We start from the raw sequence: 24202 nt of genomic DNA on the forward strand, positions 1-24202 counted from the left end.
TGATGTCGCTCGAAATCCGTCCCCTCCTGCCTGCCGACCGTGCCCGCTGGGAGCCGCTCTGGCAGGGCTATCTTACCTTTTACAAGGCCAGCCTGCCGGCGGAAGTCACGGAAACCACCTGGCGCCGCCTGATGGACCCGGCCGAGCCGATGCATGTCTGGGGCGCCTTCGAGGACGAATCCCTGCTCGGCATCGTGCAATGCGTCATCCATCGCACCACCTGGAGCGTGCAGTGGAACTGCTACCTGCAGGACCTGTTCACGGTGGAAGCGGCGCGCGGCAAGGGTGTGGCGCGTGCGCTGATCGAGCATGTCTACCGGGAGGCGAAGGCGATGGATTGTTACCGCGTCTACTGGCAGACGCATGAAACCAACGCCGTGGCGCAGGTGCTCTACAACAAGGTGGCGGAGCGCTCGGGCTTCATCGTCTACCGCCACAATTTCTGAGCATGGACAAGGCCGCCTATCTCGGGGTCTCGCGCTCGGTCCTCGGTCGCCGCTGGGCCGACCGGCTGGACGAGGCCGCCGCGCGCGAGTCGGAGATGATCAGCCGGCAGCTCGATGTGCCGTCCATCCTCGCCCGCCTGCTGGCGGGGCGCGGTGCTACGCTGGAAGATGCCGCACGCCGGCTGGAGCCGCGCCTGCGCGACTGGCTGCCCGACCCCTCGACCGTCCTTGATCTCGACAAGGCCGTGTTCCGCCTGGCCCGCGCCATCGAGACCGGCGAACGCGTCGCGATCTTCGGGGATTACGATGTCGACGGCGCCTGCTCGGCGGCCCTTCTCGGCCATGCGCTCCGCCATGCCGGGCTGGATCCGCTGATCCATATCCCGGACCGGCTGACCGAGGGCTATGGCCCGAATGCCGAGGCGATCCGCCAGCTGCGCGGGCGCGGCGCCACGCTGCTGGTCTGCGTCGATTGCGGCACATCCGGCCATGCCCCGCTGGCCGAGGCCCGGTCGATCGGCATGGATGTGCTGGTCCTTGACCACCACCAGGCGCCGGAAGTCCTTCCGGACGTTGAAGCGCTGGTCAATCCGAACCGGCTGGATGATCTCTCCGGCCTAGGCCATCTCTGCGCGGCGGGCGTGGTTTTCCTCGTTCTGGTCGGCCTGAACCGGCAGCTGCGCGGTTCCCGCCATGCCCTGCCGGAACTGATGAGCCAGCTCGATCTCGTCGCCCTCGCCACGGTGGCCGATGTCGTGCCGCTGACCGGCCTCAACCGCGCCTATGTGGCGCAGGGGCTGAAGATCATGCGCGCCCGCGAGCGCCCGGGCCTTGTCGCCCTGGCGGATGTCTCCCGGCTCGATGCAGAGCCCGAGGCCTGGCATCTCGGCTATCTGCTGGGGCCGCGCATCAATGCCGGCGGCCGGATCGGCGATTCCGCCCTCGGCGCACGGCTGCTGATGAGCGAGGATCGCGACGAGGCGGCCCGGATCGCCACGCAGCTCGACCATCTCAACCGCGAACGGCAGGCGGTCGAGGAAGCGATGCTCGCCGAAGCCGAGGACGAGGCGATCCGCCTTGCCGGCCTCGAAGGCGAGGGCAGGGCGGTGCTGGTCGTGGCGGGCGGACGTTGGCATCCCGGCATTGTCGGCATCGTGGCCGGCCGGCTGAAGGAGCGTTTCCAGCGCCCGGCTTTCGCCTTCGCGCCGGGTGATCCGGGGCTGCTGACGGGCTCCGGCCGGTCGATTTCCGGGGTTGATCTCGGCGCCGCCGTGCGCCTTGCCGTGGAATCCGGGCTTGCGCGCAAGGGCGGGGGCCATGCCATGGCGGCAGGCATCACGCTCGACGAAACGGGCCTGGCCGCCTTCTCGGCCTTTCTCGAGGAGCGACTCGCCGCCGCTGTCGCGATCTCACGCGAGGCGGATTTCCTGCGGCTGGATGCTGCGCTGACTGCCGAGAGCCTGACTCCGGATTTCGTCACCGAGATCCAGCGGGCCGGCCCGTTCGGCCAGGGCAACCCAGAGCCGCTCTTCGCGCTGCCGGCCCATACCCTGCTCGACCTGCGGGAATTGCGGAACGGCCATTTGCGCATCACGCTGGCGAGCCAGGGCGGCGCAAGGCTGGAGGCGATGGCCTTCCGGGCTGGCGGCCGTCCGCTCGGCGAGGCGCTTGCCGCCCATCGCGGCCGGAAGATCCATGCCGCCGTCTCCGTCTCGCGTGATATGTGGGGCGGCAAGCCGCGCGTCAGCGCGCGGCTGGTCGATTTCGCCCCGGCGGGCTAGGCTTCCGCCCGGGCCTTTTCCCGTGCGCGCACCTGCTCGCGCAGGAAGATGTAGAGGCCCGCGGCGACAATGATCGCCGACCCGATAAAGACATGCAGGGCCGGCCAGTCGCCGAAGAAGAGCCAGCCGAGCAGCACGGCCCAGACGATCAGCGTATACTGGTAGGGCACAACAACGGCGGCCGGCGCATAACGCAGCGCCCGGTTCACACCCATATGGGCGAGATTGGCCACGATCCCCAGCAGCATCAGGGCGAGGAAGTCGAATAGCGTAGGCGGCACCCAGCGGAACGGCGCCACGGCCAGCCCGAACAGCAGCGCGCTCGCCACTTGCCAGGAAACCAGCGTCACCTCGTTTGTCCCTGCCAGCTTGCGGGTGAGGATATTGAGCGCCGCGAAGAGGATCGTCCCGGCAAGGGCGATCAGCGCCGGCCAGCCCATGCCGTCGCCGGTCGGGTTGACAGCGATCAGCACGCCGATGAAGCCGAGGCCGACAGCTGTCCAGCGCCGCCATCCCACCTGCTCCTTCAGGAACAGTACAGCCATCAGCGTCACGAAGATCGGCCCGGCGAGATAGAAGGCCACCGCATTGGCCAGCGGCAGGTAGATCACGGCCCAGTAGAAGAACGCGACCTCGGCGGTCGAGCAGAATGCCCTGAGCACATGCAGCCACGGCCGTTCGGGAAAGGCGACCACGCGCCAGCCGGTCCGGTGGATGGCCGGCGCCAGCATCAGCGCCCCGGCGAAGGAGCGAATCAGCAGCAATTGCGCGACGCCATAAGTGGCGACCAGCCATTTCCCCATGACGTCATTCAATGAGAAGGCGAACATCGCCGCGAGCATGAAACCGATTCCGGCAAGCGTCCGGTCGGGCGGGGAGGGAGGGGTCACGTGGGGTCAATCCTCTCGGTTGGGCAGGGCAAAACATGAAGCGACGCCATGCGCAAGATCCGTTTCCCGGGGGGGCCGGAATTGGCCGCAAGGTTTTTCACGAAATCTGCAATCGGGTGCTTGCCCCACCGCGCGATCCTCGCTATTAGACCGGCTCTCGCGGGCGCCCTTCGTCTATCGGTTAGGACGACAGCCTTTCACGTTGTAAAGACGGGTTCGATTCCCGTAGGGCGCGCCACGAGATTTTCCCCGAAAACGGCCATCATTTGCGCGACTTCCGGCGCGAGGTCATGCTGTCCTGATCCGGCAGAGGCCTCCGGTTGACAGAAGCGTGCGGCTATCGCCAGTGTTGCCTCGGGATCGGATTTCCAGGAGGCCGGATGAGCTGGCTGAAACAAGCAAGCCGCATCTGGCTCGTTTTGGCAGCACTCTGGGTTGCTTTGCTCTCCGGCTACATTCTGGCAACCGCCGAGCCCTGGCAGGGCGGGGGCAACTGGGGCATTCCCTTTGCCATCATCGTGTTCGGAATACTTCCCGCTTTGGCGCTTCTCCCAGTGGTCCTGATTGCTGCAGGGGTCGTCGAACTCTGGCGACGGCGCAGGTAAGCGCCACACGCCAGCGGGCGGACCGGCGGGCTTGGGAGGCCCGGCAACGAAGTGCCTGTCGGGCGTTTCGCGGGGCAGGTGCAGTTTTTCGGCAGGGAGTCGCAGAGCCAGCATGTCAACGCTGCATTCAATCCGGCTTTTATGCCGAACCCTCTGCGATCACAAGGGTTTCCGCATAGGTGTAGCCGTGGTTGCCGGCCTGCCCCTGCTGGCCATGGGCGCGGTTGCGCTGTTCGTCGGGTTTGGAGCATCCGCAGGGCTCTGGTTCCGGATCGGATCGCCGGCCGCATCCGGGGAAGACCTGACAGGCTTGATCGTCATGGCTGGTGTCTTCCTTGTCATCGGGAGCGGCATCGTCGGCATCACACTCCGCGTTGTCTTTTCATGGGCGGCATTGGCCGGGAGGCCGGCGCTCCGGCGCATGATCCTGGTGTTGACGATTCCTGCGATGATCCTTGTCCTGTTGGTAGTCGCCTTCACCGGACTTGTTCCACCGCTCATATTGGCGGTTCTGCTTGCCATTGTCGTGCTGGGGACGACAGACTGAGGGCCAAGGATACGTGCAGCATCGAACGGTTCGCCCCCTTGGCGTGCTGGCGGAAACAACGCTGGAATGGGCAACCGGCGGCGTGAGCGATTTTGAAGAGGAGCGAGAATGGCGACCAATTTGCGGATCGACGGACCGCGCCTGCTGTCGCGGCTGGCAGCCCTCGCGGAAATCGGCGCCACGCCGGAAGGCGGCTGCCGGCGCCTCGCCCTGACCGACGAAGACCGCGCCGGCCGCGACTGGCTGGTTGCGCGGATGCGCAGCCTCGATCTCGATGTGCGGGTCGATGCGATCGGCAACATTGTCGGGATTCTCCCCGGTGCCGAGCACGGCCCGGCGGTGATCCTCGGCTCGCATATCGATACGGTGGCGACCGGCGGCAAATATGACGGCGCGCTCGGCGTCGTCGCCGGGCTGGAGGTTCTTGCCACCTTGCGGGAGGCGGGGATCACGCCGCGCCGCCCGATGGCGGTTATCGCCTTCACCAACGAGGAAGGCGCCCGGTTCCAGCCGGATATGCTGGGCTCCTTCGTCTGGGGCGGCGGCCTGCCGCTGGCGGAGGCGCTCGGGCAGCGGGATGCCGATGGCGCTCTTCTCGGCGCGGAGCTTGGCCGGATCGGCTATGCCGGGCCGGAAATACCGGGCTTTCTTGCTGCCCGGGCCTATTTCGAGCTGCATATCGAGCAGGGCCCTGTCCTCGAACAGGAGGCGCTGCAGATCGGTGCTGTCACCGGGGTGCAGGGCATTACCTGGCTCGAATTCACGATCGGCGGCGAGCCGCGCCATGGCGGCACCACGCCGATGAAGTATCGCCGCGATGCCGGGCTTCTGGCGGCACGGATCAATGTTTTCGCCCATGAGCAGACGCAGGCTGTGCCTGATCTTCTCGCCAATATGGGCTTCGTCCGGATGATGCCGGGCAATGTCAATGTCGTGCCCGAACAGGTGGTCTGCACGCTGGATCTCCGCAACCCCGATCAGGCGCTGCTGGACGCGGCGGAGCAGGCCATCCGCCATTTCGCGGCCGGCGCAGCGGAAAAGGCCGGCCTGACGCTGGCGATCCGCGATCTCGCCCGCTTCCCGCCAACGCCCTTCGACCCCGCCATGATCGGCAAGGTGGAGCAGGCGGCGGGCGCGCTTGGCCTGTCCTGCCGGCGGATCATCTCCGGCGCCGGCCACGATGCCCAGATCATGGCCGGCCTGTGTCCGACCAGTATGATCTTCATCCCCTCGATCGGGGGGCTTTCGCACAACCCGAGGGAGTTCTCCACCGATGCCGATCTCGTGGCCGGGGCGAATGTCCTCCTGCATGTCGCCTACGACGCCGCGATGGCGTGACAGGGAGCACCGGAATGTCTGACCTGAGCAAACTCACGGCTTCGGCCTTGGCGGAAGCCTATCGCAACCGCCGCCTTTCGCCGGTGGAGGTGGCGCAAGCCGGCCTTGCCGCAATCGAGCACCATCAGCAGGCCTTCAACGCCTTCTGCCATGTCGAACCCGATGTGACCCTCGCCATGGCCTCGGCCTCGGCGGCGCGTTGGCGCGACGGAACGCCGCTCTCGGCCCTCGATGGCGTTCCGGTGACGATCAAGGACAATATCGACGTCGCCGGCTGGCCGTCGCGCAAGGGATCGGCGGTGGTGTCGGCTGTGCCGGCGGCGCTCGACGCCCCGGGGACGGCCCGCCTGCGCGATGCCGGCGCGGTGATCCTCGGCAAGACGACGATGCCCGAATTCGGCTGGAAGGGCACAAGCGATTCTCCGCTGACCGGGATTACCCGCAATCCCTGGAACCCGGCCTGTACGACCGGCGGCTCCTCAGCCGGTGCGGCGGCGGCGGCGATTCTCGGCATCGGCCGCATCCATATCGGCACCGATGGCGCCGGCTCGGTGCGCATTCCCGGCGCCTTTACCGGGCTGGTGGGCCTGAAATCCACCTTCGGCCGCGTGGCCGCGGCGCCGATCTCCGTGATGGGCGTGCTTGCCCATCTCGGGCCGCTGACGCAGACCGTGGAAGAAACGGCGCAGGCCATGGCGGTGATCGCCCGGCCTGACCCGCGCGACATGATGGCGACCCTGCCGCCGATGGAATGGGGCCATGGCCTGGAGGATGGCGTGCGCGGGCTGCGCATCGCCTATTCCCCGGCCCTCGGTCAGCGCGTCGAGGTCGATCCCGATGTCGCCCGGCAGGTCGCGGCGGCGGCGCGGACTTTCGAGTCTTTGGGCGCACATGTCGAGCAGGTCGATCCCGGATTCACCGATCCGGTCGAGGTGCTGCTGACCCTGTGGAATGCCGGTGCCGCCCTTGCGCTGGCAGGCATTCCTCCGGCGGATCGCACGCGGATGGACCCGGGCCTTGTCGCCTCGGCGGAGGCCGGCGCCCGGCTGGATGCCGCCACCTATGTCGAGGCATTGCTCTACAAGCGGAACGCGTTGGCGGAGACCATGGCGCGGTTCCACCAGCGCTTCGACCTGCTGATCTCTCCGACCATGCCGTTGCCCGCTTTCGAGGCAGGACGCCTCACCCCCGGGCACGGGCGCTATGGCGATGTCTGGACGAACTGGAGCCCCTTCACCTATCCGTTCAATCTCACCCAGCAGCCGGCGATCTCCGTTCCCGCAGGTTTGACCTCCGGCGGGATGCCGGTCGGATTGCAGATTGTCGGGGCTTTTGGCGATGATCTCACGGTGCTGCGGGCCGCCCGCGCCTTCGAAGCGGCGAGCCCGTTTCCCCAGCTTCGAACGGGTCTGCACAATCTGTGATCACTGAAGCTTGCCAGCCCGGATAATCGGTGGAACACTGTATACCAAGGCAATGGCTTGGCACGCGGTTTGCGACCGGGGACACATTGCCACGAAAACGACCGGCACATCCATGTGCCGGCGGGGTGGACCGCACTGGGAGTGAGTCAATGGATCGCAGGACATTCGTAAAATCGGCAGGCGGCGTGATGCTGGCAGCGGCCAGCGGCGGGCTTCCCGCGCCCGCGCTTTCACAGGGCGCCAATGCGCGCACCCTGCGTTTCGTGCCGCAGGCCAACCTCGCCAATTTCGACCCGATTTGGGGAACGCAATATGTTGTCCGCAACGCGGCGGCGCTCGTCTGGGATACGCTCTATGGTGTCGACGAGACGCTGACGCCGAAGCGCCAGATGGTCGAGAGCGAGACCGTTTCGCCGGATGGCCTTGTCTGGACCTTCAAGCTGCGCTCGGGCATGAAATTCCACGATGGTTCGCCTGTCCTCGCCAAGGATGCGGTGCAGAGCCTCGTGCGCTGGTCGGCCCGCGACCCGATGGGCCTGATGATCCGCGCGCTCCAGAACGAGCTGGTCGCGGTTGATGACCTGACCTTCCGCTGGTCGCTGAAGAAGCCCTATCCGAAGATGCTGCTGGCGCTGGGCAAGAACAACTCGCCCTGCACCTTCATCATGCCGGAGCGCATCGCCAAGACTGATCCGTTCCAGCAGATCACCGAGTATATCGGCTCAGGCCCGATGAAATTCGTCCGGAACGAATGGGTACCCGGCGCCAAGGCGGTGTTCGAGAAATTCGCCGATTACAAGCCGCGCGACGAGAAGGCCTCCTGGCTGGCGGGCGGCAAGCGCATCATGGTCGACCGGATCGAATGGGTGATCATGCCCGATCCCGCCACGGCTTCGGCCGCCTTGCAGAACGGCGAGGTGGATTGGTGGGAAAACCCGCTTTCCGACCTCGTGCCGGTGCTGAAGGCCAACCGGAACATCAACGTCGATATCGCCGACCCGCTCGGGAATATCGGCGCGTTCCGCATGAACCACCTGCATCCGCCCTTCGACAATGTGAAGATCCGGCGCGCCGTCCTCGCGGCGATGAACCAGGAAGACTACATGCGGGCGATTGTCGGCGACGACAACAACCTCTGGAAGCCGCTGCCGGGCTTCTTCACGCCGGGCACCCCGCTCTACACCGAATCCGGTGGCGAGATCCTGAAGATGAGGTCGCTTGATGCGGCCAAGAAGCTTCTGCAGGAAGGCGGCTACAGCAACCAGCCGGTCACCTGCGTGGTCGCGCAGGATCTTCCGGTTCTCAAGGCGATGGGCGAGGTCACGGCCGACCTTCTGAAGAAGATGGGCATGAATGTCGATTTCGTCGCCACCGACTGGGGCACGGTCGGCGCCCGCCGCGCGCAGAAGACCCCGCCCGGTCAGGGCGGCTGGAACATGTTCCACACCTGGCATGCCGGTGCGGATTGCATCAACCCGGCCCCCTATACCGCTGTCCGCGGCAATGGCGACAAGGCCTGGTTCGGCTGGCCGAACAGCCCGGGTGTCGAGAAGGAAGTCGACAACTGGTTCCAGGCCGCCACAATCGATGACGAGAAGGCCGCGATCGCGCGCCTCAACAAATCCGCGCTCGAGGATGTCGTCTTTGCGCCGACCGGCTTCTTCCTGACCTATCAGGCCTGGCGGAAGAACGTGTCGGGTGTGACCAAGGGCCCGCTGCCCTTCTTCTGGGGCGTGTCCAAGGCCTGAGGCCGCCGAGTACGGGGAGCGCGGATCCTCCTCGCCCGTGAGGGTGGGATCCGCGCTCCGGCTCCTTCTCCGTTGCGAGGACCTCATCCCCGATGCTTGCGTTCATCGTCCGGCGGATCATCGCGACAATTCCCGTCATGGGATTTGTAGCGCTGTTCGTCTTTTCCCTGCTCTACATCGCGCCAGGGGATCCGGCCGCCGTCATTGCCGGTGATCAGGCCAGCCCCGCCGATGTCGAGCGAATCCGCGCCGGGCTCGGCCTCGACAGGCCTTATCTCGTGCGCTTCGCCGAATGGCTGTTCCGCGTGCTGCAGGGCGATCTCGGAACCTCGATCTTCACCTCGCTGCCGGTGACCCAGTTGATCGCGCAGCGGATCGAGCCCACGGTCAGCCTCATGGTGGTGACCTTGTTCTTCGCGATCATCATCGCCGTGCCGATGGGCGTGGTCGCTGCATGGAAAGCCAACACCTGGATCGACCGTGTGGCCATGGCCTTCGCGGTGTTCGGGTTCTCGGTGCCGGTTTTCGTGGTCGGCTACCTGCTGGCCTATGTGTTTGCGCTGAAACTCGACTGGTTCCCCGTGCAGGGCTACACGCCGCTTTCGGCCGGGTTCGGCCCGTGGCTGGAAAACCTCGTACTGCCGGCCGTCACGCTGGGCATGGTCTATATCGCGCTGATCGCCCGCATCACGCGAGCCTCCATGCTCGAAGTGCTCCAGCAGGATTATATCCGCACCGCCCGCTCGAAGGGCCTCGCCCAGCCGAGCATCCTCTTCATTCATGCGCTGAAGAATGCCGCCATCCCGGTCGTCACGGTGATCGGCATCGGGATCGCGTTGCTCATCGGTGGCGCCGTGGTGACGGAGAGCGTCTTCGCCATTCCCGGCCTGGGCCGCCTGACGGTCGATGCCATCCTCCGTCGCGATTATCCCGTCATCCAGGGCGTCGTGCTGATGTTTTCCTTCGTCTATGTCCTCATCAATCTCGTGGTCGACATCATCTACACCCTGCTTGACCCGCGAATCCGGTACTGAGCCATGAACCAGCCCGGACCGCTCCCTCCCGTCGATGAATCCCGCCTTGTCGTGGCGCCGGTCCTGCCGGACATCCTGCCGGCCCGGAAGCCGCGCAAGGGCGTGATCGGGTTCATCCGTACCAACCCGGCCATGGCCTTCGGGGTTTTCCTGCTGGCTTTGATGGTCTGCCTCGCCGTCTTCGCGCCCTTCCTCGGTACGGTGGATCCGACCTCGCTCTCGCCCGCCCGCCGCACCCGCCTGCCGTCGGAAGCCTATTGGTTCGGCACCGACATGCTGGGCCGCGACATCTATTCCCGCGTGCTCTATGGCACCCGTGTTTCGCTGATGGTCGGCTTCTCGGTGGCCATCCTCGCATCGATTGCCGGGCTCGTCATCGGCCTCGTCTCCGGCATGGTCCGCTGGGCCGACAGCCTCATCATGCGGATGATCGACGGCATGATGTCGATCCCGCCGATCCTGCTGGCCATCGCGCTGATGGCCCTGACGCGCGGCTCGATGCAGAATGTGATCATCGCGATCACCATTGCAGAAATCCCGCGTGTCGCGCGCCTTGTGCGCGGCGTCGTGCTGACCCTGCGCGAACAGCCCTATGTCGACGGCGCCATCGCCGCCGGCACGCGGATGCCGCGGCTGATCTTCCGCCACATCCTGCCGAACACGTTGGCGCCGATGATCGTGCAGGCCACCTATATCTGCGCCAGCGCCATGATCGTCGAGGCGATCCTCTCCTTCATCGGAGCCGGCATTCCGCCGACCGTGCCCACATGGGGCAACATCATGGCCGATGGCCGGACGCTCTGGCAGGTGCGCCCGCATATCATCGTCTTCCCCGCCATCTTCCTGTCGGTGACCGTGCTGGCGGTGAACCTTGTCGGCGACGGCCTGCGTGACGCGCTGGACCCGCGCATGGCGAAAAGGCTCTGATCATGGCCCTGCTTGAAATAGACCAGCTCCAGACGCATTTCCGCACGCCGGATGGCATCAACCGCGCGGTGGATGGCGTCTCCTTCTCCATCGAGGCCGGGCAGACGCTTGCGGTCGTCGGCGAGAGCGGCTGCGGGAAATCCGTCACCGCCATGTCGATCCTGCGGCTCATCCCCGAGCCGCCGGGCAAGATGGCCGGGCAGATCCGCTTCGAGGGGCGCAACCTGCTCGACTGCACACCGGAGGAGATGCGCCATATCCGCGGCAACGAGATCTCGATGATCTTCCAGGAGCCGATGACCAGCCTCAACCCGGTCCTGACCATCGGGCGGCAGATCTCCGAGAGCCTGCGCCTCCATCAGGGCCTCGGCAAGGCGGAGGCGCTTGCGCAGGCCGTCGAGATGCTCAAGCTGGTCGGCATTCCCGAGCCTGGCCGCCGGGTGCATGAATACCCGCACCAGCTCTCCGGCGGCATGCGCCAGCGCGTGATGATCGCCATCGCGCTCGCCTGCTCGCCCAAATTGCTGATCGCGGATGAGCCCACGACGGCGCTCGACGTGACGATCCAGGCGCAGATCCTCGATCTGATGCGCGATCTCAAATCCCGTGTCGGTGCCGCCATCATGCTGATCACGCATGATCTCGGCGTCGTCGCCGAAGTCGCTGATCAGGTCGTCGTCATGTATGCCGGCCGCAAGGTCGAGGAAGCGCCGGTCCGCCAGCTTTTCCGGTCGCCGAAGCATCCCTATACGCAGGGCCTGCTCGGCGCCGTACCGAAGCTGGGTTCCTCGCTTTCCGGCCAGGGCTTCCAGCGCCTCGCCGAGATTCCCGGCATGGTGCCCAGCCTCAAGAAGCGCATCGATGGCTGCGTCTTTGCCGGCCGCTGCCCGCAGGTTACCGAACTCTGCCGCCGCATCGCGCCAGGGCTCGAAATGAAGGCGCCCGGCCAGATCGTCGCCTGTCACCATGCCGAACGGGAGGCCTCGGTCGCATGAACCAGCCCATCCTCGCGGTCAACGACCTCAAGAAGCACTTCCCGATCCGGGGCGGCGTCCTTTCCGGCGTGACCGGCCATGTCTTTGCGGTTGATGGTGTGTCGTTCTCGATCGACAAAGGCGAAACCCTGTCGCTGGTCGGCGAGAGCGGGTGCGGCAAGTCCACGGTCGGCAAGGCGATCCTGCGCCTGTTCGAGCTGACCTCCGGGCAGGTTGTGCTCGATGGCCAGCGCATCGACGATCTCTCGCCCGCAGCCCTGCGCCCGCTCCGCCAGCGCATCCAGGTGGTCTTCCAGGACCCGTTCTCCTCGCTCAACCCGCGAATGCGCGTGCGCGACATTCTCGCCGAGCCGATCACGAATTTCGGCCTGTTGAAGACCCGGGCGGAGATCGATGCCCGCCTGCGCGCGCTGATGGCAAAGGTCGGCCTGCCGCCCGATGCGATCGATCGCTGGCCGCATGAATTCTCGGGCGGGCAGCGTCAGCGGATCGGCATTGCCCGGGCTCTGGCGGCCGAGCCGGATCTCATCATCTGCGACGAGGCTGTCTCCGCACTCGATGTCTCGGTCAAGGCGCAGATCGTGAACCTGCTCTGCGACCTGCAGCAGGAACTCGGCCTCGCCTTGCTTTTCATCAGCCACGACCTCGCGATCGTCGAGCACATGACGCATCGCGTGGCGGTGATGTATCTCGGCAAGATCGTCGAGAAGGGCCCCCGCGAGGCGATCTTCGCCAATCCGCAACACCCCTATACCAAGGCGCTGCTTTCGGCTGTGCCGGTGCCGGACCCGGAAATCCGGCGCGAACGCATCATCCTCCGAGGCGATGTGCCGAGCCCGATCAACCCGCCCAAGGGCTGCCGCTTCAACACGCGTTGCCCCTTCGTGGTCGATCGCTGCCGCAGCGAGGAGCCCGTCCTGCGCCAGGTGGGCAACCAGCATGTCGCCGCCTGCCATCTCATCGAAGCGGCCGAAGAGCCGTCCGGGACCGACAATGCCTGACTTCCTGCTCAACCCGCATCTCGACCGGGCCCGTCCCTACGGCCCCGAGCTGCAGGCCATTCTCTCGCTGGAAGGGGCTGGCGAGGCCCGCGAAACCATCCGCCAATGGCAGGGCTACGCGCCCACCCCGCTCCGCAGCCTGCCCGCTTTGGCGCAGGAGGCCGGGGTGGCCGAGATTCTCTACAAGGATGAAGGCAAGCGCTTCACCCTGCGCTCGTTCAAGGCGCTGGGAGGAGCTTACGCTGTTGACCGGCTGGTGGCCAAAAGCGGCCGCGAGGGGCTGACAGTGACCTGCGCCACCGATGGCAATCATGGCCGGGCCGTGGCCTGGGGCGCGCGGCGGGCCGGGATCCGCGCCGTCATCTATGTCCATGAGGGCGTCAGCGAGGGGCGGGCGGAGGCCATCCGCTCCTATGGCGCCGAGGTTGTCCGCAAGGGCTTCAACTACGATGCCTCGGTGCGCGCCTCGGCCGAAGCGGCGGCCCGGAATGGCTGGCAGATTGTCTCCGACACGTCGTGGCCGGGTTACGAGGATGTCCCGCGGGATGTGATGCAGGGCTATGCGACGCTCGCCATGGAAGTCGAGGAACAGGGCGGCAAGCCGACCCATGTCTTCGTGCAGGGCGGCGTCGGTGGCATCGCCGCGGCCGTTCTTTCCTATCGCTGGGAAAAGTTCGGTTCAGGCCGCCCGAAAATGATCGTGGTCGAGCCGGAAAATGCCGCCTGCCTGCTCGCCAGCGCGAAGGCGGGCACGATCACCAATGTCACCGGCGATCTCGAGACGATCATTGCCGGGCTGGCCTGCGGCGAACCTTCGATCCTCGCCTGGACGATCCTCGATCCCGGCGCTGATGCTTTCATGACCGTCACCGACGAGGACGCGGCAGCGGCCATGCGCCGGCTGGCGGAGGAGGGCGTGGTCGGTGGCGAATCCGGCGTGGCCGGGCTGGCCGGGTTCCGGCAGGTCTGCGCGCATCCGGAATGGCGGGCAGCGCTTGGCATCGACGCCACTTCCCGCATCCTGTTCTATGGCACGGAAGGTGCCACCGATCCCGCCGTCTACACGGCGATTGTTGGGCGCACACCGGAGGAGGTCGAGGGATGAGCCGTGTCCTCACCATTGGCGCTGCACAGCTCGGCGCGATCCAGCGCAGCGACAGCCGCTCGGCGGTCGTCGCCCGGATGGTCACGCTGATGCGCGAGGCCGCCCGGAATGGCTGCGATCTCGTCGCCTTTCCCGAATTGGCGCTGACCACCTTCTTCCCGCGCTGGTTCATGGCGGATCAGGCGGAGATCGACAGCTTCTTCGAGCGCGAGATGCCCTCGAACGAGACCGCGACGCTCTTCACCACCGCGCGCGAACTCGGCCTTGCCTTCACGCTCGGTTATGCGGAACTCACGCAGGAGGAGGGGCGGACCCGCCGCTTCAACACCCAGATCCTCGTTGGCAAGGATGGCCGGATCCTCGCGAAATACCGCAAGATCCATCTGCCCGGGCATGCCGAGCATGAGCCGTGGCGGGCCTTCCAGCATCTCGAGAAGCGCTATTTCGAGGTCGGCAACCTGTCCTGGCCGGTCGTCCGGGCAGGGGCTGACCTGCATTCCGGCCTGTTCGGCCAGATGATCTGCAATGACCGCCGCTGGCCGGAAAGCTACCGCGTCATGGGCCTGCAGGGCGTCGAGATGATCCTGCTCGGCTACAACACCCCGGTCCATAACCCGCCGGCCCCGGCGCATGACCGGCTCGGCGATTTCCACAACCATCTCGTGATGCAGGCCGGTGCCTACCAGAATGCCAGCTGGGTCATCGGCGTAGCGAAATGCGGCGTCGAGGAAGGCTGCGAGATGATCGGCGGCTCCTGCATCATTGCCCCGACCGGCGAGATCGTGGCGCAGGCGGTGACGCGCGAGGACGAGCTTGTCGTCGCGCGCTGCGATCTCGATCTCGGCCAGAGCTACAGGAACTCCACCTTCAATTTCGCCCGCCACCGCGAGCCCGCGCAATACCGGATGATCGTCGAGCGCAAGGGCGCGGTGCTGCCGGACTGAGCCGGTCAGGTCATGGCCGGGCCGGGCTGGCGATGACGAGCAACCATTCCCGACAGGCGCAACCCAGGGAGGACGCCATGCATGATCTGATCCTGAAAGGCGGCCGGGTGATTGACCCGTCGCAGAAACATGACGGCATCCTCGATGTCGCCTTCACCGACGGCAAGGTCTCCGGCTTCGGCAAGGACCTGAAAGGCGCGAAGGAAACGCGCGACGTCTCCGGCTGTATCGTCACGCCCGGGCTCATTGACATGCATACCCATGTCTATTGGGGCGGCACGTCACTGGGCATCGATGCGGATGAATTCTGCCGCATGTCCGGTGTCACCACCTCGGTGGATACCGGTTCGGCTGGCCCGGGCAACTGGCCCGGTTTCCGCAAGCATGTGATCGAGCACAGCCAGGCCCGTATCCTCGCCTATCTCCATGTCAGTCATGCCGGCATCTATGGCTTTGACAGCCGTGTCATGGTGGGCGAGAGCGTCGATATGCGCATGATGAACCCGATCGCCTGCGCCGAGGTGGCGGATGCGAACCGCGATCTCATCGTCGGCATCAAGGTCCGAGTCGGGCTCCATGCCTCGGGCGAGCAGGGCACTGCGCCGCTCAACATCGCGCTGCAGGTGGCAGAGGAAGTCGGCATGCCGCTGATGTGCCATATCGACCATCCGCCGCCCTCCTACGAGGAAGTGCTGGAGATGCTCCGCCCCGGCGATGTGCTGACCCATGCCTTCCGGCCTTTCCCGAACTCGCCCGCCACGGCGCAGGGCACGGTCAAGCCGGCCGTGCTCGCGGCCCGCAAGCGCGGCGTGCTGTTCGATATCGGCCATGGCAAGGGCTCCTTCGCCTTCAAGACGACGCGCGCCATGCTGGCCAATGGCTTCCTGCCGGATACCATCTCCTCGGATGTTCACCAGCTCTGCATCAACGGACCGGCTTTCGACCAGGTGACGACGATGTCGAAATTCCTCTGCCTCGGCGTCAGCCTCTACGAGGTGGTCAAGGCCTCTACCGTCAATGCCGGGATGATGCTGAAGCGCCCGGAATACGGATCGCTCAAGGTCGGCGCGCTCGGCGATGCAACGATCCTGACCGTGCGCGAGGGCAAGTTCGACTATGTCGACGTGACCGGTGAACACCTGATCGGCAACCAGAAGATCGTCTCCGAAGGCGTGGTCCTCAAGGGCAAATGGTGGCATCCGAAGCGCTCGACGCGCTTTCCGAAGGTGAATTCATGACGCCCGAACAGCGCCTGGCCAGCCTTGGCCTTGTCCTGCCGCCCGTCCCGGTGCCGGTGGCGAATTACGTGCCCTATCGCTTTGCCGGAAACCTGCTCTACCTCTCCGGGCAGGGCCCGAAGCGGCCCGACGGCACCTACCGCGCCGGCCGGCTCGGCCGCGACATCTCGATCGACGAGGCCTATCAGGAAGCGCGGCTGACCGGCCTGCAATTGCTGGCCGTGGCGAAAGCCGCTCTGGGCGATCTCTCCCGCATCGAAGCCGTGGTGAAACTGCTCGGCATGGTCAATGCGGAACCGGATTTCGCCGATCATCCCAAGGTGATCAATGGATGCTCCGACCTGCTGGTCGAGGTGCTGGGCGAGGCCGGCCGCCATGCCCGCTCAGCCGTGGGCATGGGCTCGCTGCCGAACCGCATGGCGGTCGAGATCGAGGCGATCCTGCTGGTGAAAGGCTGAGCCATGGCCGATCTGAAGACGCGCATCGCGCAGGAATTCGGGACGCCGCAACTTGTGGTCGATCTTGATGTGGTCGATCGCAATATCGCGAAAGCCCAGGCGACTTGCGATGCGAAGGGCATCGCCAATCGCCCGCATATCAAGACGCATAAATCCGTCGAGCTTATGCAGAGGCAACTCGAGGCCGGTGCGAAAGGCATCACCTGCCAGAAGATCGGCGAGGCCGAAGCCATGGCGGCCGGCGGCGCCGACGACATTTTCATCTCCTACAATCTGCTCGGTGAGGAGAAGATGGCCCGCCTTGCCCGCCTGATGCAGGGTGTGACGATGCGCGTCGCGGCCGATAATCCGCTGGTGGTCGAGCATCTCGGCCGGGCGGCGGCGCAGGCCGGTACCCCGCTCTTTGTTCGCGTTGAATGCGATACTGGCCGCAAGCGCGCCGGTGTCGAAACGCCGGGCGAGGCCATCGCCCTTGCGCGGCAGATCGCGGCGACCCCCGGACTCGTTTTCGAAGGGCTGATGCTCTATCCGCCGGAAGATGGTGCAGCGGTGACCAATGCCTTCGTACAGGCTGTGCGGGACGGCCTCGCGGAACACGGTATCGCTTTCAAAGCCCTGTCCTCGGGCGGGACGCCGAACCTGCTGACGCTCGGCGCCATTGAGGGACAGACCGAACACCGTGCCGGCACCTCGATTTTCAATGACCGGATGATGATGGCCGCCGGCTATGCCCGTCAGGAGGATTGCGCATTGATGGTCTATACCACCGTGGTCAGCCGCGGCGGGCCGGAGCGTGGCATTCTCGATGCGGGCTCAAAGGTCTTCACAACCGATACCGGCTGGGGCCTGACGGGCTATGGCCACATTCTCGAGCATCCCGAGGGCGAGGTGGCCCGCTTCGCCGAGGAGCATGGGTTCCTCGACCTTTCCCGCTGCAATGACCGGCCGAAAGTGGGTGACATCGTCCGTGTCATCCCGAACCATGTCTGCCCGGTCGTCAATGTCGTCGGCAGCCTTGTCCTTGTCCGCAGCGACGAGATCATCGGCCGGACGGAAGTCGAGGCGCGCGGGGCGCTGACCTGAGCGGCGATCAGCCGCCAGCCGGGCCGCGCTCGCCCTGCGGCCCGCGTTCTCCGGCGGGACCTTGCGGACCGGCAGGGCCAGGAACACCGGCCGGGCCACGCTCTCCAGCGGGCCCCTGCGGGCCGGCCGGACCGGGTTCACCAGCCGGACCACGTTCTCCTGCCGGTCCTTGTGCCCCGGCAGGGCCTTGTGCCCCGGCAGGGCCTTGTGCTCCGGCCGGGCCCTGGGCCCCGGCGGGCCCGACAGCCCCGGCAGGTCCTTGTGCCCCGGCAGGGCCTTGTGCTCCGGCCGGGCCTTGTGCTCCGGCCGGGCCAGCCGGTCCCGCCGGGCCAGCAGGCCCTTGCGGACCGACCGGGCCGACAACCTGTCGGGGTGTCAGCACGCTGACCGTCGCGACCGACGTCAGAAGGCTTACCAGAAACATCGAAAGAAGCAGGTTATCCTGGACGAATTGCTTCAGCTTATCCATCAATGCCCCCGATGCGGTTCCACGTCGACCCAGCTTTTCTTTTCTCCTAGCCGTGTCTGAAGAGTGCGACAGAAAAAAGAAGATCCGGCTCTCCTTGTCGAGAGCCGGATCATCAATTGCCGATCAACCGAAGCGGTGGCACGGAGCGGTGTGCCGCGCGGCCGAGCTTATTTCTTCTTGCCGTCCGCGCCGTACTGGCTGAGGAACGCGATCAGGTTCTTGATCTGCGTCTCATCCTTCAGGCCGGGATAGACCATCTTGGTGCCGGGCGTCACGCCGCGCGGATCCTTGATGTAGACGGTGAAGTTCTCGACGCTCCATACCTTGTCCAGCGCCTTGTAGGCGTTGGAATAGGAATATCCCGCAACGGATCCCGCCTTGCGGCCGAAAAGGCCATTCAGCTGGGGGCCGACGCCATTCTTGGCGGTTTCACCGATCTGGTGGCAGGTGCGGCACTGGGCGAAGATCCGCGCGCCGGCCTCGGCATCCTGGGCCTTTGCCGCGAACGGCGTCAGGGCAAGCGCGGCGACCGAAAATACAAGAGCTCTCATGGCATTTCCTCGGCTTGGTTCGCGGGACTGATCCGCGACGTTTTGGATATACGCGGCAAGGTCTGGACTGGATGACAGAATGTCACGCCGCTCGTTTCAGCCCGACCATGGACCAGATCGAGGACAACGCTTCCACAAGCTTGCGGATATCCTCGTCGGAATGCAACGGGGTCGGCGTGATCCGCAGCCGTTCCGTGCCCCGTGGCACGGTCGGGTAGTTGATCGGCTGGACATAGATATCGAAGCGCTCGATCAGGTCATCGCTGAGTTTCTTGCACAGGGCTGCATCCCCCACCATCACCGGAACGATATGGCTGGGATTCGGCATGTGCGGAATGCCGGCCTCGTCGAGCGCCGCCCGCACCTGCGCCACACGCTCCTGATGCCCGATCCGCTCGGCATCGCTGTTCCGGAGGTGCCGGATGCTGGCCAGCGCACCTGCGGCAATGGCCGGCGGCAAGGCCGTCGAGAAAATGAAGCCCGAGGCGAAACTGCGCACGAAGTCGCACATCGCCGCCGAGCCGGCGATGTAGCCGCCCAACACGCCGATGGCCTTCCCGAGCGTGCCCTCGATAATGTCGATACGGTCGCTCATCCCGTCCCGCGCCGCGATGCCCGCTCCGCCCGGGCCATAGAGCCCGACGGAATGGACCTCGTCGATATAGGTGAGGGCGCCGTAATCCTCGGCCGCCTCGACGATCTCGCGGACCGGAGCGACGTCGCCATCCATTGAATAGACGGATTCGAACAGCACGAATTTCGGCACTTTCGGATCCAGCGCACGAAGGTGCCGCCGCAGGTCATTCGGGTTGTTATGCTCGAAGACGACCTTTTTCGCCCGGCTGTGCCGCATCCCCTCGATCATCGAGGCATGGTTGAGCGCATCCGAGAGGATAACGCATTCCGGCAGCTTCGAGGCGATGGTGCTGATCGCGGCCCAGTTCGACATGTAGCCCGAATTGAAGAGCAGTGCCGCTTCCTTGTTGTGGAGCGCGGCCAGCTCTTTCTCGATCATCACATGGTAATGGTTGGTCCCGGCAATGTTGCGCGTGCCTCCCGCACCGGCGCCACAAGTATCGAGCGCCTCGTGCATGGCCTCGAGCACTGTCGGGTGCTGGCCCATGCCGAGATAGTCGTTCGAACACCAGACGGTGACCTCGCGCGGCCCGGATGGTCCGTGGAACATCGCCCGGGGGAACTGCCCGGCCTTGCGTTCGAGATCGGCGAAAACGCGGTAACGGCCCTCGTTGCGGAGCGAGGCCAGCTCGCGGCGAAAGAAAGTCTCGAATTTCATCGGCTGGTTCCTCCACAGACTAGGGACTTCGGCCAGGCTTCCGGCGCAACGGCGGGCGCCGTTCCAGGCTGGCTTATGGCAAGAAGCACCGGACAGGCGGCAACCCGCTCCGTGGCTTCGGTCGGCTTCGGTGCTTCCGGCACCGGCGGACGGGAGGCGAGACCCCAGGACCAGAGTTCGCCGAAAGGCAGCGGAATGACCAGGAACCAATGTTCCAGCACCGCCAGCGCCATCAGCGCGGCGATCAGGGCATGGCCGGTCGCCTGGAAGCTGCCGGCCGGCGCGGCCAGCATGCTGTGACACAGCCAGGCCGTTACCAGCGTCGAGATCGTGACCGAGAAGGGAAACAGCCCGTTCATCGGCCGCTTCTTGAAATAGGTGGCAAGGTAGGCGAGATGCGGCGGCAGGAATTCCACGGTCACATTCGGCACGCCGAGGAAGATGTTGAACTTCGTGCTGAGCCGCATCAGCCAGAGCACGAGGAACAGCCGCGTCCCGACCTGATTGGGCTCGTCCCAGGTCACGGCGAGGATGGCCAGGGCCGAAGCGAGGATCAGCAATTCATGATGGATCAGCGTCTGCGTCGCGGCGACGAACCGTGCCCAGCCCCGGATGCCGGGCGGCGAGGGCGTGCGGCGGCTGCCGGTGACATGTCCGAGCAGGAAGCCGATCTCGTTCCAGGCCCAGACGGCCATTGCGCCGAAAAAGGCGATATAGGCGCCGGCCGGAGTCGTCATGCGTGCGCTGGCGAACAGGGCGGCGAGGCCGCCCAGCCCGACCAGCGTAGCGATGGCCATGCTCCAGCCATAGGTCGCGCGCGGCAGCCCGGTCAGGAACAGCACCGCGCCGGTGGAGATCCACCAGACGAAGAGTGTCATGATGATCGGGAGGGCGAGCGCGTCCATGGCCGGTTCCGGTTCAGTAGGTCGGATAGAGCCGGCTGGTGGCCGGGATCGTGTTCGACTTGACCGGCAGGAAATAGAGCTTCGCCATCGTGGCCGCGATCTGGGCCATGGCCGCGTAGCGCTTCACCTTGCCGATCACGCCGCCCTGCTCGTCGGCATCGGCGATCTTCTCGTTGAGCACCAGCAGCCGGTCGAGGCCCTTGCGGAAGGCGGGATGGTCGATATCCAGTTCCAGCGGGAAGCACTGGCGAGAAATTTCCGACGTTACCCGGAAGACGCGCATGCCGTATTCCTTCGGATCGATGCCCAGTGCCTTGTGGAAGGCCGGCCGGGCATGATCGCGGACATACATCGTCGCGAAGACCGCGAGCAGGAAGAAGCGGATCCAGTACTTGTTGTAGCCGCGCAGCAGATGCGGGTTGGCTCGCATCAGCAGCGAGAAGGCCTCGCCATGGCGGAACTCGTCATTGCACCATTCCTCGAACCACTTGAAGATCGGGTGGATGCGCAGTTCCGGGTGCTTCTCGAGATGCCGGAAGATCGTGATATAGCGCGCATAGCCGATCTTCTCGGAGAGATAGGTCGCGTAATAGATGTATTTCGGCTTGAAATACGTATATTTTTTCGCCTTCGTCAGGAAGCCGAGATCGACGCCGACCCCGAAGTCCTTCAGTGCATCATTGATGAACCCGGCATGGCGGGCTTCGTCGCGGCTCATATACTTGAAGAGCTCGCAGATTTCCTTGTTGGTTCCGCGCTTCTTCATTTCCGCATAAAGCACGCAGCCCGAGAATTCCGCCGTGCAGGAGCTGATCAGGAAGTCGATCATCTCCTTCCGGAGCTGGCCCTGGAGATGCGACATGTCCGAATTCCACTCGGCATTTCGCTGGAAATGGCCCTTGTTGGGGTCGCTCTTCATTTCGGCGAGCAGCGCATCCCATTCCTCGCGGACGGGCGTGACGTCGACCTTGTCGAGCTCGTCGAAATCGGTCGTGTAGAAGCGGGGCGTCAGGACTGTGTCCGCCTGCGCGATCCGCGTGGCTTCCGTGGTGTCGATCGCCGGGGCATTGCGGACATCGAGTGTGGTGGTCGCGCTCATAGCCGGGTCCTTTCCGAGAAGCTGAATTCAAGCAGTTCCATCATTTCGAGACGGCCTGTGGCCTTGGTCCACAGGCGCTCGATCGGACCGGCGCGGACGACGGTGGCTGTCCGGCGGATTTCGGCGGTCTCGCCATAGGGCACCTTCACCGGCGAGCCATGGACGATGACTTCGTCGCCGGGGAAGATCGGCACGTTGTCATCCAGTTCGACATGGGCATGCAGGCTCTCGAAGGTGTGCGAGACGCGGATCGTGCAGCCGACATCGAACTTTCGGGCGTTGATGTCGGGGGGGGAATGGGTTCCAGGCTGCATCGGTATCCTCCGTTTCGTTCGGGTTTTTTGCGTTCAGTTCTGGTGCTTTGACAGGCTAGGCGTGGACAGGCCGGTCTGGCTTTGTCCCTGGTCAATCAGCCGGCCGACATGCTGGCTGTGGCTGGGCCCGAAACCGTCGAGTTCGATCCTCTCGCCCGAAAGCGGGTCGATGACCGAATGGCGGCCATTGGCGCGCTTGACGAGCCGATAGGGCGCGTCCCGGTCGAGCTGCCGCATCGCGCGGTCGCGGTTGAGGCTGCGATGGATGCCGCGCATGAAGCCGCTTCCATCGGTGGGGAGATGCTCGATCACCCGGTCATCCGGGAGGCGGCGGATCAGCATGCTGCCATCCGGCCTGGCCTCGAACCGGATCAAGACTTCGGCGACGACGGCCGGCATCGGCGCCGGTCCGTTGATTGCCTTCTGGTAGCGGCCGATGCCGGCCGAGACGACGGCCAGCACCATCAGGCTGGCGGCACCCGCCAGGAACCATCCCGGAAAGACCGAACCCTTGGTGGTGGTGGCCATGTGCGTCTCCAGTCCTAGCGGGCGGCCGAGGCGAGGGAGGAGCCCTCGATCAGCGGCGTTTCAGGCTGCGGCGCAGGGCGCGCCGCCGGCAGGTTGAGGCTGGTCTCGCCTTCCGGGCTGGCCGCCTGGAGGGCATGGGCCAATACGGCGGCGACGGCATCGAGATCTGCAAGGGCGCGGAAGCTCGGCTCCGGATTGTTCAGATGCCAGGGCCGGGCATGCGGCCAGAGCACGAGAGCGTTCAGGCGGGTGTTCTTGCCCATCGCAAGGCTGATATCGCCGGAACCATCCGCCCAGCGGCGGACCGAGGCCCCTTCGATGCAGGCGAAGGGCAGGTTGAACGTCATCGGCAGGGCCACGCCGATCCGCATCACGACGCGCTTCGAGGTGATGCTGTAGACGCTCGACCGTGCAACCAGCCAGGCCACCAGAGCCAGCAGGCCGATGGCCAGGAGGGCCGCGACAGTAATCGGCACGACGGAGCGGAACACCATCGGCCAGCCGCCGCCGACCCACCAGGTGCTGAAGGCGGTCCAGCCGATCAGCACGGCGAAATAGGCCGACACGAAGCGCAGATGGAAGCCGCGCCAGGCAAGGACCTTCCAGTCGGGCGCCCCCTGCCAGAGCAGGGTTTCGCCCTCCGGAAGCCGGGCGGGAAGGCCCCGCACCGGCTCTACGGCGAAATCGTCGTGATCGCTCATATCAGGGGCTCCGCACGGTCCGGCGTCGCATAGAGGGTGCCCGAGCCGTAATAGGCACAGATCTTGTCTTCCTCGAGCAGGGTCACGACATCCGCCTTCGCGGTGCCCGGGACGTTCTCGAACTGCGCGCCGGTAATCGCATCCACCACCACGCGGCCCGGCCAGGTCTTCACCACTGAGAAGGTCATCGGCAGCAGGATGCGGCGCTTGCCCTTGGCTGTCTCGACCTCGAGATACCGGGCGAGGGCTTCCGAGCGGTCGACCCAGATATCGACGACGGTGCCGCCGATTGCGCCGTCACAGCCGACAACCGGCATGCCGCGGGGATCGGGATCGCGCGAGGCTGTGGTGTAGCTGGTGGCGACGCGCATCGGTACGATCCGCGGCGTCATCTGGGTGGTCAGGTCCGGCTTGTCGGCGCGTTCGGCCCAGGAGCCCGGCCCGATGCAATCATTCAGTGGAACGGCGTTATTGGGTTCCAGAGGGGCCCCCGGGACGCGCGAGATAGCCTTGCCCGGAACAGGGCGGGCATCAGGAATTCCATCCGGGGCGATTTTGGTCGAACCATCAGGCAGAAGGAAGGTTTTCGCCGGCGGGTAGAACATGAGGCTCTTCAGCCGGAACTTGCCGGGCTGCGTGGCTTCCTCGACCGGGTAGCCCTCGCGCTGGGCTTCGCGCTGCAGGTAGTAGATCAGCCCGGCGAAGAAGACCCAGAACACGTAAAGCGAGACGATCGCGAGATCGTAATGGTTGGCGAAACTTTGTGGCTCCATGGGA

25 protein-coding genes and 1 tRNA gene are annotated in these 24202 nt (G+C 65.5%); 17 read left to right on the forward strand and 9 right to left on the reverse strand.

The window, feature by feature from the left end; genetic code table 11:
- Positions 1-2 precede the first annotated feature (2 nt).
- Together P0652_RS10930 and recJ are read left to right on the forward strand one after the other, a co-directional pair.
- On the forward strand, positions 3-446 hold the full coding sequence (locus tag P0652_RS10930) for a GNAT family N-acetyltransferase (RefSeq protein WP_284178843.1): 444 nt from the start codon (positions 3-5) through the stop codon (positions 444-446).
- A gap of 2 nt (positions 447-448) precedes the next feature.
- Positions 449-2227, forward strand: a complete 1779-nt coding sequence (gene recJ, locus P0652_RS10935) for a single-stranded-DNA-specific exonuclease RecJ (protein WP_284178844.1) — start codon at positions 449-451, stop codon at positions 2225-2227.
- Here recJ and P0652_RS10940 read toward each other — a convergent pair.
- On the reverse strand, positions 2224-3117 hold the full coding sequence (locus P0652_RS10940) for a DMT family transporter (protein ID WP_284178845.1): 894 nt from the start codon (positions 3115-3117) through the stop codon (positions 2224-2226). The two genes, recJ and P0652_RS10940, sit on opposite strands and share 4 nt — an antisense overlap.
- A gap of 163 nt (positions 3118-3280) precedes the next feature.
- Here P0652_RS10940 and P0652_RS10945 point away from each other — a divergent pair.
- The 15 genes from P0652_RS10945 (at position 3281) to P0652_RS11015 (ending at position 17564) form a co-directional block, all read left to right on the forward strand.
- Positions 3281-3355 (forward strand) — tRNA-Glu (locus P0652_RS10945).
- A gap of 142 nt (positions 3356-3497) precedes the next feature.
- Positions 3498-3722, forward strand: a complete 225-nt coding sequence (locus P0652_RS10950; RefSeq protein WP_284178846.1) for a hypothetical protein — start codon at positions 3498-3500, stop codon at positions 3720-3722.
- A gap of 187 nt (positions 3723-3909) precedes the next feature.
- Positions 3910-4269: a hypothetical protein gene (locus P0652_RS10955; protein WP_284178847.1), complete on the forward strand. Its 360-nt coding sequence runs from the start codon at positions 3910-3912 to the stop codon at positions 4267-4269.
- Between the two features lie 108 nt (positions 4270-4377).
- Positions 4378-5607 (forward strand): Zn-dependent hydrolase, encoded by a 1230-nt coding sequence (locus tag P0652_RS10960; protein WP_284178848.1) that lies wholly within the window; start codon positions 4378-4380, stop codon positions 5605-5607.
- Positions 5608-5621: 14 nt separating this feature from the next.
- Positions 5622-7031 carry an amidase gene (locus P0652_RS10965; RefSeq protein WP_284178849.1) on the forward strand — a complete coding sequence of 470 codons (1410 nt, stop codon included), beginning with the start codon at positions 5622-5624 and terminating at the stop codon, positions 7029-7031.
- A gap of 149 nt (positions 7032-7180) precedes the next feature.
- On the forward strand, positions 7181-8779 hold the full coding sequence (locus P0652_RS10970) for an ABC transporter substrate-binding protein (protein ID WP_284178850.1): 1599 nt from the start codon (positions 7181-7183) through the stop codon (positions 8777-8779).
- Between the two features lie 92 nt (positions 8780-8871).
- A complete protein-coding gene (locus P0652_RS10975; RefSeq protein ID WP_284178851.1) occupies positions 8872-9813 on the forward strand; it encodes an ABC transporter permease in 942 nt (313 codons plus the stop codon).
- A gap of 3 nt (positions 9814-9816) precedes the next feature.
- Entirely contained in the window at positions 9817-10740 is a 924-nt protein-coding gene (locus P0652_RS10980) for an ABC transporter permease (RefSeq protein ID WP_284178852.1), read from the forward strand.
- A gap of 2 nt (positions 10741-10742) precedes the next feature.
- Positions 10743-11735, forward strand: a complete 993-nt coding sequence (locus P0652_RS10985; protein WP_284178853.1) for an ABC transporter ATP-binding protein — start codon at positions 10743-10745, stop codon at positions 11733-11735.
- Positions 11732-12736 (forward strand): ABC transporter ATP-binding protein, encoded by a 1005-nt coding sequence (locus P0652_RS10990; RefSeq protein ID WP_284178854.1) that lies wholly within the window; start codon positions 11732-11734, stop codon positions 12734-12736. Before P0652_RS10985 ends, P0652_RS10990 begins: the two co-directional genes overlap by 4 nt.
- Positions 12729-13841 carry a diaminopropionate ammonia-lyase gene (locus P0652_RS10995; RefSeq protein ID WP_284178855.1) on the forward strand — a complete coding sequence of 371 codons (1113 nt, stop codon included), beginning with the start codon at positions 12729-12731 and terminating at the stop codon, positions 13839-13841. The genes P0652_RS10990 and P0652_RS10995 overlap by 8 nt, the downstream gene beginning before the upstream one ends.
- Positions 13838-14785 carry an N-carbamoyl-D-amino-acid hydrolase gene (locus P0652_RS11000; protein ID WP_284178856.1) on the forward strand — a complete coding sequence of 316 codons (948 nt, stop codon included), beginning with the start codon at positions 13838-13840 and terminating at the stop codon, positions 14783-14785. Before P0652_RS10995 ends, P0652_RS11000 begins: the two co-directional genes overlap by 4 nt.
- Before the next feature lie 77 nt (positions 14786-14862).
- The gene (locus P0652_RS11005; RefSeq protein WP_284178857.1) at positions 14863-16023 is read left to right on the forward strand and encodes an amidohydrolase/deacetylase family metallohydrolase; all 1161 of its coding nucleotides are present in this window, start codon (positions 14863-14865) and stop codon (positions 16021-16023) included.
- Positions 16020-16481, forward strand: coding sequence for a RidA family protein (locus P0652_RS11010; protein WP_284178858.1), 462 nt, complete (start codon positions 16020-16022; stop codon positions 16479-16481). The genes P0652_RS11005 and P0652_RS11010 overlap by 4 nt, the downstream gene beginning before the upstream one ends.
- Positions 16482-16484: 3 nt before the next feature.
- A complete protein-coding gene (locus P0652_RS11015; protein ID WP_284178859.1) occupies positions 16485-17564 on the forward strand; it encodes an alanine racemase in 1080 nt (359 codons plus the stop codon).
- Positions 17565-18200: 636 nt separating this feature from the next.
- On the opposite strand, the gene P0652_RS11020 is transcribed toward P0652_RS11015, so the two are convergent.
- The 8 genes from P0652_RS11020 to puhA form a co-directional block, all read right to left on the reverse strand.
- A complete protein-coding gene (locus P0652_RS11020; protein ID WP_284178860.1) occupies positions 18201-18584 on the reverse strand; it encodes a c-type cytochrome in 384 nt (127 codons plus the stop codon).
- 82 nt (positions 18585-18666) lie between these two features.
- On the reverse strand, positions 18667-19878 hold the full coding sequence (gene hemA, locus P0652_RS11025) for a 5-aminolevulinate synthase (protein WP_284178861.1): 1212 nt from the start codon (positions 19876-19878) through the stop codon (positions 18667-18669).
- Positions 19875-20783, reverse strand: a complete 909-nt coding sequence (puhE, locus tag P0652_RS11030; protein WP_284178862.1) for a putative photosynthetic complex assembly protein PuhE — start codon at positions 20781-20783, stop codon at positions 19875-19877. The genes hemA and puhE overlap by 4 nt, the downstream gene beginning before the upstream one ends.
- Positions 20784-20796: 13 nt before the next feature.
- A complete protein-coding gene (gene acsF, locus P0652_RS11035) occupies positions 20797-21882 on the reverse strand; it encodes a magnesium-protoporphyrin IX monomethyl ester (oxidative) cyclase (RefSeq protein ID WP_284178863.1) in 1086 nt (361 codons plus the stop codon).
- On the reverse strand, positions 21879-22196 hold the full coding sequence (locus tag P0652_RS11040) for an O2-dependent cyclase accessory protein (RefSeq protein ID WP_284178864.1): 318 nt from the start codon (positions 22194-22196) through the stop codon (positions 21879-21881). Before P0652_RS11040 ends, acsF begins: the two co-directional genes overlap by 4 nt.
- A gap of 33 nt (positions 22197-22229) precedes the next feature.
- Entirely contained in the window at positions 22230-22724 is a 495-nt protein-coding gene (puhC, locus tag P0652_RS11045; protein WP_284178865.1) for a photosynthetic complex assembly protein PuhC, read from the reverse strand.
- A 14-nt stretch (positions 22725-22738) separates the two neighbouring features.
- Positions 22739-23425 carry a photosynthetic complex putative assembly protein PuhB gene (puhB, locus tag P0652_RS11050; RefSeq protein ID WP_284178866.1) on the reverse strand — a complete coding sequence of 229 codons (687 nt, stop codon included), beginning with the start codon at positions 23423-23425 and terminating at the stop codon, positions 22739-22741.
- Complete coding sequence (gene puhA, locus P0652_RS11055; protein ID WP_284178867.1) at positions 23422-24198, reverse strand: photosynthetic reaction center subunit H; 777 nt, start codon at positions 24196-24198, stop codon at positions 23422-23424. The genes puhB and puhA overlap by 4 nt, the downstream gene beginning before the upstream one ends.
- Positions 24199-24202 lie beyond the last annotated feature (4 nt).

It is taken from the genome of Rhabdaerophilum sp. SD176, assembly GCF_030143245.1.
In the GTDB taxonomy this organism is placed as follows: Bacteria; Pseudomonadota; Alphaproteobacteria; order Rhizobiales; family Beijerinckiaceae; genus Rhabdaerophilum.

Coding starts and splice junctions, on each gene's coding strand:
- P0652_RS11005 (WP_284178857.1), top strand. CDS start 14,863: ATGCATGATCTGATCCTGAAAGGCGGCCGGGTGATTGACCCGTCGCAG.
- P0652_RS10985 (WP_284178853.1), top strand. CDS start 10,743: ATGGCCCTGCTTGAAATAGACCAGCTCCAGACGCATTTCCGCACGCCG.
- puhC (WP_284178865.1), bottom strand. CDS start 22,724: ATGGCCACCACCACCAAGGGTTCGGTCTTTCCGGGATGGTTCCTGGCG.
- recJ (WP_284178844.1), top strand. CDS start 449: ATGGACAAGGCCGCCTATCTCGGGGTCTCGCGCTCGGTCCTCGGTCGC.
- hemA (WP_284178861.1), bottom strand. CDS start 19,878: ATGAAATTCGAGACTTTCTTTCGCCGCGAGCTGGCCTCGCTCCGCAAC.
- P0652_RS11040 (WP_284178864.1), bottom strand. CDS start 22,196: ATGCAGCCTGGAACCCATTCCCCCCCCGACATCAACGCCCGAAAGTTC.
- P0652_RS10960 (WP_284178848.1), top strand. CDS start 4,378: ATGGCGACCAATTTGCGGATCGACGGACCGCGCCTGCTGTCGCGGCTG.
- P0652_RS10975 (WP_284178851.1), top strand. CDS start 8,872: ATGCTTGCGTTCATCGTCCGGCGGATCATCGCGACAATTCCCGTCATG.
- P0652_RS10995 (WP_284178855.1), top strand. CDS start 12,729: ATGCCTGACTTCCTGCTCAACCCGCATCTCGACCGGGCCCGTCCCTAC.
- P0652_RS11015 (WP_284178859.1), top strand. CDS start 16,485: ATGGCCGATCTGAAGACGCGCATCGCGCAGGAATTCGGGACGCCGCAA.
- P0652_RS10980 (WP_284178852.1), top strand. CDS start 9,817: ATGAACCAGCCCGGACCGCTCCCTCCCGTCGATGAATCCCGCCTTGTC.
- P0652_RS11010 (WP_284178858.1), top strand. CDS start 16,020: ATGACGCCCGAACAGCGCCTGGCCAGCCTTGGCCTTGTCCTGCCGCCC.
- P0652_RS10965 (WP_284178849.1), top strand. CDS start 5,622: ATGTCTGACCTGAGCAAACTCACGGCTTCGGCCTTGGCGGAAGCCTAT.
- P0652_RS10970 (WP_284178850.1), top strand. CDS start 7,181: ATGGATCGCAGGACATTCGTAAAATCGGCAGGCGGCGTGATGCTGGCA.
- puhB (WP_284178866.1), bottom strand. CDS start 23,425: ATGAGCGATCACGACGATTTCGCCGTAGAGCCGGTGCGGGGCCTTCCC.
- P0652_RS11020 (WP_284178860.1), bottom strand. CDS start 18,584: ATGAGAGCTCTTGTATTTTCGGTCGCCGCGCTTGCCCTGACGCCGTTC.
- P0652_RS11000 (WP_284178856.1), top strand. CDS start 13,838: ATGAGCCGTGTCCTCACCATTGGCGCTGCACAGCTCGGCGCGATCCAG.
- puhA (WP_284178867.1), bottom strand. CDS start 24,198: ATGGAGCCACAAAGTTTCGCCAACCATTACGATCTCGCGATCGTCTCG.
- acsF (WP_284178863.1), bottom strand. CDS start 21,882: ATGAGCGCGACCACCACACTCGATGTCCGCAATGCCCCGGCGATCGAC.
- puhE (WP_284178862.1), bottom strand. CDS start 20,783: ATGGACGCGCTCGCCCTCCCGATCATCATGACACTCTTCGTCTGGTGG.
- P0652_RS10930 (WP_284178843.1), top strand. CDS start 3: ATGTCGCTCGAAATCCGTCCCCTCCTGCCTGCCGACCGTGCCCGCTGG.
- P0652_RS10950 (WP_284178846.1), top strand. CDS start 3,498: ATGAGCTGGCTGAAACAAGCAAGCCGCATCTGGCTCGTTTTGGCAGCA.
- P0652_RS10990 (WP_284178854.1), top strand. CDS start 11,732: ATGAACCAGCCCATCCTCGCGGTCAACGACCTCAAGAAGCACTTCCCG.